Here is a 9,362-nt window from a genome sequence, read left to right as displayed (position 1 = left end):
TAATACTGCTTAGCTAATTCGCCAACTTGATGACCACCATCAGCAAGGGCTGCTAAGAATGGGTCATCAAGCATGGTATTTGGGTATTCTTTTTTACCGGTATAGAAAAGCTTGGTTGGGCATTCCGTTGCCATTTTGAAACGAGATTTAGTTAAGTAACGAGGTTTAGTCATTAATGCATCCTTTGCTAATTACAAATTAATGTAGCTATTATAACTATCATTGAGACATTACATGTCTTGCTTATAATACTAACGAATAACAAACACCCACTCTGGATCTCTTCCTTTATTTTCATTACTAACTTTTCTTATTTCAAAATCACCTGTTACTAGTAAAGCGTTTTTTACCTCTGCAACTACTTGTTTCACGTCTGGATAACGAGCATAACGATCACGTAACCAATAATCTAATGACTCTTTATCAGGCAATTGGTCTAAGAGACATTGACGAGCTCCGATTAGAAAACCCTTTTCCGATTTAAGGTTTAAATGTCTTTTTAATGCATCACTCCAAAAACCATCATCGTGCTTTCCTTTGTTCGCATCCCCTTGACTGAAAGGTAGCTTTATATATGTATTTGCCATTTAATTTCTCTTTTTATTTTCTATTTTACGGATGTTTCATGGGGGCTACGCGTTAGAACGTCTGTACTATCGCCTTCACATAAATATAAGCTCTGATGCTGCCGCGCCCTTCTTATCATTTCTTTTCTTAAGCATTCTGGCTCTAAAACTTCCATTGCATCTGCAAACATGCCTAACATATTCGCAAAGAAAAATGGGTCCGGATCATTATGTTTGAAATGTTTAGGAATTGTTATGTCAGCTTCAATAATCCATGTTTCTTTAGAATGCTGGGTGTATAGTTGATTATTTCCTAGTGATACGTTATCAAAATAGTTTTTTACCCATGTATGAACATGAGCTTTAAAAGGTAGAGTTACCTTCCAATCGTCTAAATTTTGTTTTTTGTAAAACATGTTTTTGTCTGTGACTATGCTGAAATTTAAAATCCTTGGAACTTCAAAATATTTAAGCTGTGAAGTTTCATGAATATATGCAAGTAACAAAAGTTGATGATTTTGATATTGTAATTGTTGAGGTGAAATAGTCAGGGTATTTGAAATAGATTTATGAATTGAATCATATTTAATAGATATAACGCGTTCTGATTCTAGTGCAGAATAAATTTCATTATAAAACTCATCATTTGCATTATTAATTAAAGGGTAACCACTTGGGTGGAAGTTAAGTTTGGCTTGCCAATTATTTCTTGTGGTATTTTTACTTAAATAGTTTGCTGCTCGGTCAAAATCGTCGCTCAATTCACTTTTAACTGATGGAGGCAAAAAGTCATAGAGATGATTCTCTATCATATTAAGTGCTAAGGACCTATTTTCACCGATAGATTTCATGCTCGGCTTAAATTTTTCAGACAAAAACTCTGACTTTTGAGCAAGGGTCGTCCAATAAAAAGCATTGCCTCTCCCTTGTTTCAATTTTTTTAATTCATCAGTGTAGTCTTGAATTGACTCTAGATATCTTGCCATTCGTCTTTTAAAACTAAATGCATCTTTATCTCCTACAGTCAGCTCAACACCAAATTTTTTTAATAATAACGCCATATCAATAGCGTTATCTTGACCAACAGGAATATACTCGATTAGCTTTTCTTGGGTTAATTCCATTTGATTTTCTATCCTTTAGTAAAACGTTTGAATTTAAAGCGAATATTTTTTATTCGTTAATAATTCATGTACTTTCGAATAAGTAAGAATAGATAAAACAATTCCTATTCCACTTCCTAGTGCTGAACAAAGATAAGTGAGCATAAACTCATCACTCATTACAAATACTTTGATATAGAGCATATTAGATAAAGAGATAAACCAGGCTAAAGAAAATGCTCCGATGCAATTTTTATCTCTAACTAATTGAGAGTTTATGCCCAGCATATAAACCGTTAATAACGAACCAAAAAACACCGTAATATATTCCATCGCAACCTCAACAATAATGATTTATATGTTCATTGTAAACAATGACTGGGACATTAAAAATCCCAACCTGATTCCAACTACTGATTTAGTGGATATCAGCACCAGTTAGAAGAAAAGATTGAAATTCCAATATTTCTTTTAGTGACAAGGCTAGCTTTTCTTTTAACAACCCATTAGCTTTATTAAATGACACTAAAGTGGCATCTAAAAGCCCATTAGTAAGCTCTTGAGTGAGAAATAATTCACGTTCAGATAATTGATATGAAGTCTGTTCAGTCAGTTTTTGAATAACTTCTTTGATTTCAACAAAGAGAGTTTTGTCTTGCCACATATCAGGAGTAACCCAAAGACTTAGCATGTTAATTACATTTGCATTCTCTGTAGAATTAGTCATTTCATTTTTCATATAAATACCCCCTTATTTCAACTTGCTGTTGTTTTTATGACGAGTAGTATCACGATTGGTCTTTTTATCCATATTTTTAGCAAAGGCTTCATCTAAGTTAATACCAAGCTGATTTGCTAAACACACGACAATAAACAGCACATCGGATAACTCGTCAGCAATGGCGGTTTTAATGCACTCTGGTTTTTCACCTTTCTTAAAGCTTTGTTCCCCATACTCACGACCTATTAAACGAGCTACTTCTCCCACTTCTTCAATTAGGTTTGATAAGTTAGTTAACTCGCTAAAGTAACGGACACCCAAGGTATTAATCCATTCATCAACTTCTTCCTGTACCACTGATAATGATGATTGCTTATCAATTGAGACTTGTGATGGCTTACAGTTCTCAGTGACTAGAATGTCATCTAGAGTTAATTCAGCATGCTGCTTTAAATAAATTTGATCTTCGTGCCCTGTTAGCAATTGTTCAAAACGATGTGCAAGGTATTCAAAGCACTGATTTGGAGAACCCTCACAATTAAATGTATCAACGACAACATCATCTTGATTAATCACTGATGCTTTATAAAGGCAATGCTGATGATTCATTGAAGATAGTGCTACTGGCTTCATAGTGCAGTTGGAAATGGCTAAAGTGTACTTGCCAGAAAAACTGTTAAGAACACCAGTAGTAGCCAGCAAAATATTAGCTTCTTTTTGGTACTCAGGTTTAATGCGGTGTATAAAGTAATCTTCAGATACTTGATTATTGACTGTATTCATAAGTGCCTTATTCGTAGTTATAAACTAATTTGAAATCATTATACTCACCACTAAGTCATTTTTTGTCTTAGCCTTCTAATTCCTCTATATCTCTCCAAACTAATTAACTCACGACAAATTAACGGCAATCTATTTTCTAACTCATATAGCCTTACTAAGTCGCCCCAATAACATATATCGTAATCAGTTTTTTTTTACCTGAAAAAGTTTCATTAATAAATTTATATAAATGGAACTTATATTCACTGTAAGAGCCAAGTGTCTTATATTCAGCAGGTAAACGAGACTTCAAGACAATGATATCTTTATTCAAATCAATCAAATTTACATCTTTATGTTTATTATTAACTTTAAGATCTAAGTCAAATCTCAATTGGCTCAACCTTCTAGGTAAGTCATGTTTGATTTCGTAGCACTCAACTGCTGCCATCCATGTAAGGTATTCAAATCCCTCCTGTTTGCCTTCAGTTAGCTCTTGTTCTAACAAGTATTCCCCACTAAAGACATTCAGGTGCTGAACAATGACTTTGTATAAGTGCTTCTCATAATCTTCGGTACTGTTAATTTGCTTATCTTCGGCTCTAGCCTTAAAAAAACTCAGCATTTCTGCTCTCGCTACATCATTTGAAATTTGCATAGTGCTCACCTTTTTTTAGTAAATGAGTTTTTAAATACTGCTATTTGTAAACATTCAGAACATTGAATAAAAATGTGCTGAAAATAAGGTATGCGGAACAAAGTAAAGGATATAACTTAGCAAAACATGTGACGGTCTGTTTTGAATACTCAAAGCAAGTTTATGCATTTCAGCTTCTGATAACTCTTTCCAACTGTATACCTCTGCGATATCAAGTTCGCGTATCTCTTCGGCTCTGTCTTCCCACATTTCATACCACTCTTTCATGCTGAAATATAAAAAAGTCACAAAACTAATAATCACTCCTGATATTTCACTTTCTAATGGAGTTAATGCAAATATAATTAGCCCTATTACCAAGCAGCCATAGCAATAGAAAAAATTAGCAACCCAATGTAACATTGGCGCAAGCTGTAAGTTTGCCTGTGGTATTTTATTGCTACGTCTCTCCATTGCCCCTAGACGTTCCAACGCTTTAACTGTGTAAATTGTTTGAATAACTTTATTCATGCGACTCTCCTGCTTAACCATTAATAACAAATAATTCGATGTGATATGTGACAAATACATAAACATGTCGAATTGATGAGGTCATTATAAGAAGTAGTGGGACATATATTGTCTTAGGTACACAAGTTCATGCTTGGACACAAAAGTAGTGATAGGAAGGTATGAATAATATTCAAAAACACATAACTCAAACAGATATCTGCGGCAAGGATAAGATTACTGTGTGTCCATGAATTAATTAATGATCTAAAATTGTACTGTCAAAACCAATCAATACATTCCTCTAACGTTGCGTTTCGATTTTCTTTAGAGCGTTTTTTTTGAACAGCTGGGTTAAGACCATCATTTAACAATTGTCGTAACTCTGGTATCTTCTCACCCGCTTGTTTCAATGAAATATCAGGATAACGTCCCGATGCAATACGAGATGGTTTATCATGGTAATGGTAACTATATTGAAAAGTAATGGTACAGAACTCCGAAACACGTACACTTAAACTATCACGGTCAGCTATATCGAAACGTTTGGATTGTTTTTTATTTAATAAAGATTTAATTTTGAATCACTTAGTGCCATTTTTATTACCTTGTAATTTTTATCATGGGTACACAAATGGGACACTTTTATTTATAACGGTAGAAAACACGATGATATCCAATGTTACACAACAACACATACAACAGAGTTAAATAGTTGATTTATATGAACAACAAAGAACGTAACGTTACACAGAGTGACACTATGAACCAGCCAACGATCCTCTGGCACGATTATGAAACTTTCGGTATATCGCCGAAGTTTGATAAACCGTCTCAGTTCGCCGGTATACGAACCGATCATGATTTAAACATTATTGGCAAACCAGAAATGTTTTATTGTCGGCCGCCACAAGATTATCTTCCGCAGCCGGAAGCTTGTTTAGTTACGGGTATTACTCCGCAGAAAGCTCAGCAAGAGGGTTTATCTGAGGTTGAGTTCGCTGAACGTATTCATACGTTATTTACCCAACCTGATACCTGCGTTGCTGGCTATAACAGTATTCGTTTTGATGATGAATTTACCCGTTACCTTCTTTATCGTAATTTTTACGACCCTTATGCACGGGAATGGCAAAATGGTAATTCTCGTTGGGATATTATTGATATGGTACGAGCTTGTTATGCCCTTCGCCCTGAAGGTATAAACTGGCCAACCGTTGAGCGAGATGGCGAACAAGTGGTTAGTTTTCGTCTTGAGTTATTAACTAAAGCCAATGACATTGCTCATGAAGCCGCGCATGATGCGATGAGTGATGTTTATGCCACTATTGCGATGGCAAAGTTGATTAAAGAAAAACAGCCTAAGCTTTATGATTTTATTTTTAATTTGAGAAATAAAAAGCAGGTTGCTGAATTAATTGACGTTTATAATATGACGCCCATTGTGCATACCTCAAGTAAAATTTCATCGGAGCACGGTTGTACCAGCTGGTTCGCCCCTTTTGCTTATCATCCGGTTAATAAAAATGCCATTATCGCTGTAGACTTAGCGTTAGATCCACAGCCATTATTTGATTTAAGTAGCGATGAAATCAAAGCGCGATTGTATACTCGACACGATGAATTAGCCGATGACGAATTACCCATTCCCATAAAACTTATTCATCTCAACAAGTGCCCTATTGTTGCGCCAGCAAAAACATTATTGCCTGAAAATGCCGAACGTTTGAAGATCCCTCGCGAGCTTTGTTTAGCAAATTTGGCTAAGTTAAAACAACATTTAGATGTTAGAGATAAATTAGCGGAAGTATTTGCTGCCGAAGACTATAGCGACCAAGCAAAGCCAGACGCTGAGCACTCTCTGTATGGAGGTAATTTCTTTTCGCACGGTGACAAAGCACAAATGGATATTCTACGTGAGCTTTCACCTGAACAATTAGCGACTCACCCGTTTATTTTTCAAGATGAACGATTAATGCCTTTATTGTTTTTATATCGAGCCAGAAATTATCCATTAACCTTAAGCAGTGCTGAACAACAAAAGTGGCAGCAGCGTTGCCAAGACAAAATTCAGTTTGGTGGCAAAGGCTTATTAAGTGCTGATGAGTTTATGATCACGTTAGAGAATTTAGCGCATGAACATGAGAGCGATGCAGGAAAAATGAAGGTGCTTAAAGCGCTTTATCAATACTTACAGTCTTAAGGCTAATAATATGAATGCCTTAGATAGTTAAACGTTAACTATCTAAGACATGAAACTTAACTATCGCAATTCATATCTAGATAATTTATAAGGTTATTTGTTGTTTCTTCAATATTACTCACGTCACATGGAATGACTAATATTGTATTATCACTCGCCATACAGGCTAGAACTCCTAAGCGCTCGCCCATATCCTCAACAATCTTTGAAATCAATGTCGCTGCACCAATAACCGTTTTGATAATTATTTGTATATGATTGTGTTTGATTTCTAGAATCACAGAGTCAATAGACTGTTTAGCTCGAGGAATGTGTTGTTTTAATGGCAACCGATAAACAGCGTCATTATTGTTATTACGAAACTTTATTGCGCCCACCTTTTTCAATAAACGTGAAATTCGTGTTTGTGTAATATTATCAAAACCACGTAATGACAACGCACGCGTTAATTGTAACTGAGAGCCGAAACGCTGGTCATTTAACAACGATTTTACCGCATCAAGTAGCTCAGGTTCTGAAATATTAATCATAAATATTGTCTACTATTTCCGTTATATAAAACAAAGGTTTCTTCCTAATCTAATGCTTTAGCGTTATAGGTTGTTCAATAAAACGGTCAATCCCTAAATACGATGCTTGAGCGCTTTGACTGTTATAATTACTCGGTTCAACCTGTTTGCTATAAGCTGTTTGCCATTCTATCAATGCAAAATCATCAATATTAAGCGTTAACTCCTCTCCATTTTCAAGAATAGCTTGAGCAATGACTCGATAACTTTTATAGCCAATTCGTGGTGAATCAAACTCTATTTCAACATTTTGCCATTCTGTATTTTCACTTAAATCTATTGAGCCAATTAAATGTTTTTCACCATTTTCAAAGGCATCAAACAGTTTTTGACGGGTTTTTCGCCCTTGCCAATAGAAATTGATTTTCACCGAAGTTTGTACATTGAATTTTGCTTTTAATGTCATCGCACTACTTGGTTTATATACTCTTTTAAAACTCTGCATACCAAAAGTATTGCTCTGTAATGGTTTTAATTGTATCGATAAGCTATGTTGTCCACTTGCACCAAAATCATTAATCGACGTACTTTCCCGGTCAAATAACCAACCGCGTTCAGGGCTATCAAAAAGCATAAAGGTTTCAAAGTCACTGCCATTAATAAGGTTTGTCCCTAAACGATAACTCACCTTGTTATTAGGTAAAACGATTTGTGTGATAGGTGCTTGCCATGGCAATTGATATAAACTGGTAACACGTTCATTAGCGCTAAACGTTAGTTGTGTTTTTGATGTGTCTTGAGGTTGAACTGTATCTAAAACTTTATTAGCGGTAATAACACCGTGACCTCCTGATTGGGTTATTTCCGTATTACGAATTTTAGACAATGTTTTAAGGCGTTTCATTACCGTATAGCGATTAGTACCTGTTGCAGGTGTTGGTTTATAACCTTTAACATAAATAGGCACTATTTCTGCGCGATGAAATTTTTCACCATCAAGCCATACATACAAAATAAAGCTATGTTGAGTCGCACTAAAGTTTTGATCAAATATGAAATTCCCCATTGAATAGGCAATTAACTTATTGTCATAAAGCTCTAAACCTTGAGTAACATGAGGATGATGAGCTATAGCTAACGCTGCGCCTGAATCTAAAGAAGATTTCAATCGTTGTTCAGTAACCCCTGTAGGGCTATTGGCGTATTCTTGGCTACCATGGTATTGAACAATGGTGATATTACCTTTTTCGACTTGCTTGGTCACAGAACTCAACATATTTTCCATCGAGCCATATGCTGCACCACCATGATCGTTATTTGCCGTTTGTGAAGGATTTGCGCTGCCTTCCCAACCTACGTAACCAAGCATAGAAAAGTTATTGTTCTTTATTTTTTGTTCATGGGCTTTCAAGGCAGACTTTTCATTAATACCGGCACCAGAATAAGCCAACTGACTTTTAGATAAAAACTTTAACGTAGAATGTAATCCTGAATCCATATAATCATAAGTATGGTTATTACCGAGTGATACATAATCAATACCTGCCCAACTTAACGCATCTAATATTTCAGGTTGAGAATAAAAAGTGACTGACTTTGGTGCTCGTTCAGTCGGTTTTTCATCGGCAATTTGTGTTTCTAAATTAACGGCAGCGTAATCTGCGATACTCATGTAAGGTTTAATATGCGAGACAATAGCGCGACTATCTGCTGCTTTATTATCTGGATGTATCAATATTTCATCACCAAAATAAGGTTTATAAAACCGTCGTCCCATCATAACGTCGCCACCAAAGGCCAACATAACCCGATTTTTCGCTTTTTTAACTAAAGTTATATCACTAATGTTTTTCTCTTTATCTAGAGATTGCGATAATTCAAAATGGCTGAATGTTTGAACATTAGAGAAATAATTAGGATGGGATAAAACAATTTGGTAACTATCAGAAATATTAGCATGAATAACAAATGTGCCTTTCTGGTTTGTGGTAACTTTTTTATCTCCCACCTGCACATCAACACCAGCAAGTGATTTTCCTTGTTCGGTATTTACCTTGCCATTAATAACAAAAGTATCGTTAGCGAAACTGTTTACCGTTACCATGAATAATAAAACTGACCAGAACTTGTTCATTAAAACTCCTAATTTAAAACAATCAACATGTACTACTATATAGATTTTTCATTGAAACTTTTATTCATAAAACAAACATCCCTATAACCTAAGGGTATGGACTTAAATCTGATTAAACTCATTAGCATTACCTATAGCCTTCATTTATGAATCACCAAAATTTTATAAATATTAATGTTGAGATAATTGAGTGAGGATAAGTCATACCCTATTAATG

General features: G+C 35.2%; 11 protein-coding genes. 1 reads left to right on the top strand and 10 read right to left on the bottom strand.

Annotated features, from left to right (window positions below; all coding sequences use genetic code 11):
• Positions 1-251 precede the first annotated feature (251 nt).
• The 8 genes from H4J70_RS18875 to H4J70_RS21065 form a co-directional block, all read right to left on the bottom strand.
• A complete protein-coding gene (locus tag H4J70_RS18875) occupies positions 252-587 on the bottom strand; it encodes a hypothetical protein (protein ID WP_182251693.1) in 336 nt (111 codons plus the stop codon).
• Between the two features lie 20 nt (positions 588-607).
• Entirely contained in the window at positions 608-1,690 is a 1,083-nt protein-coding gene (locus H4J70_RS18870) for a WYL domain-containing protein (protein WP_182251692.1), read from the bottom strand.
• A gap of 33 nt (positions 1,691-1,723) precedes the next feature.
• On the bottom strand, positions 1,724-2,002 hold the full coding sequence (locus tag H4J70_RS18865; RefSeq protein WP_182251691.1) for a hypothetical protein: 279 nt from the start codon (positions 2,000-2,002) through the stop codon (positions 1,724-1,726).
• A gap of 85 nt (positions 2,003-2,087) precedes the next feature.
• Positions 2,088-2,408 carry a hypothetical protein gene (locus H4J70_RS18860; RefSeq protein WP_182251690.1) on the bottom strand — a complete coding sequence of 107 codons (321 nt, stop codon included), beginning with the start codon at positions 2,406-2,408 and terminating at the stop codon, positions 2,088-2,090.
• Between the two features lie 12 nt (positions 2,409-2,420).
• On the bottom strand, positions 2,421-3,173 hold the full coding sequence (locus H4J70_RS18855) for a nucleotide pyrophosphohydrolase (RefSeq protein ID WP_220465926.1): 753 nt from the start codon (positions 3,171-3,173) through the stop codon (positions 2,421-2,423).
• A 154-nt stretch (positions 3,174-3,327) separates the two neighbouring features.
• Positions 3,328-3,810 carry a hypothetical protein gene (locus tag H4J70_RS18850; protein ID WP_182251689.1) on the bottom strand — a complete coding sequence of 161 codons (483 nt, stop codon included), beginning with the start codon at positions 3,808-3,810 and terminating at the stop codon, positions 3,328-3,330.
• Positions 3,811-3,864: 54 nt separating this feature from the next.
• Positions 3,865-4,320, bottom strand: a complete 456-nt coding sequence (locus H4J70_RS18845; RefSeq protein ID WP_182216355.1) for a hypothetical protein — start codon at positions 4,318-4,320, stop codon at positions 3,865-3,867.
• 260 nt (positions 4,321-4,580) lie between these two features.
• Positions 4,581-4,877 carry an Arm DNA-binding domain-containing protein gene (locus H4J70_RS21065; protein ID WP_182251695.1) on the bottom strand — a complete coding sequence of 99 codons (297 nt, stop codon included), beginning with the start codon at positions 4,875-4,877 and terminating at the stop codon, positions 4,581-4,583.
• Between the two features lie 146 nt (positions 4,878-5,023).
• Between H4J70_RS21065 and sbcB the strand changes: the two genes are divergently transcribed.
• The gene (gene sbcB / locus H4J70_RS18835) at positions 5,024-6,502 is read left to right on the top strand and encodes an exodeoxyribonuclease I (protein ID WP_182251688.1); all 1,479 of its coding nucleotides are present in this window, start codon (positions 5,024-5,026) and stop codon (positions 6,500-6,502) included.
• Positions 6,503-6,558: 56 nt separating this feature from the next.
• Here the strand turns inward: sbcB and H4J70_RS18830 are convergent, their stop codons facing one another.
• Positions 6,559-7,032: an ArgR family transcriptional regulator gene (locus tag H4J70_RS18830; protein ID WP_182216839.1), complete on the bottom strand. Its 474-nt coding sequence runs from the start codon at positions 7,030-7,032 to the stop codon at positions 6,559-6,561.
• Between the two features lie 49 nt (positions 7,033-7,081).
• On the bottom strand, positions 7,082-9,145 hold the full coding sequence (locus H4J70_RS18825; protein WP_182251687.1) for a CapA family protein: 2,064 nt from the start codon (positions 9,143-9,145) through the stop codon (positions 7,082-7,084).
• Between the last annotated feature and the right edge of the window lie 217 nt (positions 9,146-9,362).

The sequence above is a fragment of the Colwellia sp. BRX8-9 genome, from assembly GCF_014077245.1.
Lineage (GTDB): Bacteria > Pseudomonadota > Gammaproteobacteria > Enterobacterales > Alteromonadaceae > Colwellia_A.
This window is presented reverse-complemented; position numbering and strand designations above follow the sequence as displayed.

Bases quoted from the DNA above. Each gene is read 5' to 3' on its own strand.
- sbcB (WP_182251688.1), top strand. From the start codon at position 5,024: ATGAACAACAAAGAACGTAACGTTACACAGAGTGACACTATGAACCAG.
- H4J70_RS18855 (WP_220465926.1), bottom strand. From the start codon at position 3,173: ATGAATACAGTCAATAATCAAGTATCTGAAGATTACTTTATACACCGC.
- H4J70_RS18875 (WP_182251693.1), bottom strand. From the start codon at position 587: ATGGCAAATACATATATAAAGCTACCTTTCAGTCAAGGGGATGCGAAC.
- H4J70_RS18850 (WP_182251689.1), bottom strand. From the start codon at position 3,810: ATGCAAATTTCAAATGATGTAGCGAGAGCAGAAATGCTGAGTTTTTTT.
- H4J70_RS18870 (WP_182251692.1), bottom strand. From the start codon at position 1,690: ATGGAATTAACCCAAGAAAAGCTAATCGAGTATATTCCTGTTGGTCAA.
- H4J70_RS18865 (WP_182251691.1), bottom strand. From the start codon at position 2,002: ATGGAATATATTACGGTGTTTTTTGGTTCGTTATTAACGGTTTATATG.
- H4J70_RS18825 (WP_182251687.1), bottom strand. From the start codon at position 9,145: ATGAACAAGTTCTGGTCAGTTTTATTATTCATGGTAACGGTAAACAGT.
- H4J70_RS18830 (WP_182216839.1), bottom strand. From the start codon at position 7,032: ATGATTAATATTTCAGAACCTGAGCTACTTGATGCGGTAAAATCGTTG.
- H4J70_RS18860 (WP_182251690.1), bottom strand. From the start codon at position 2,408: ATGAAAAATGAAATGACTAATTCTACAGAGAATGCAAATGTAATTAAC.
- H4J70_RS18845 (WP_182216355.1), bottom strand. From the start codon at position 4,320: ATGAATAAAGTTATTCAAACAATTTACACAGTTAAAGCGTTGGAACGT.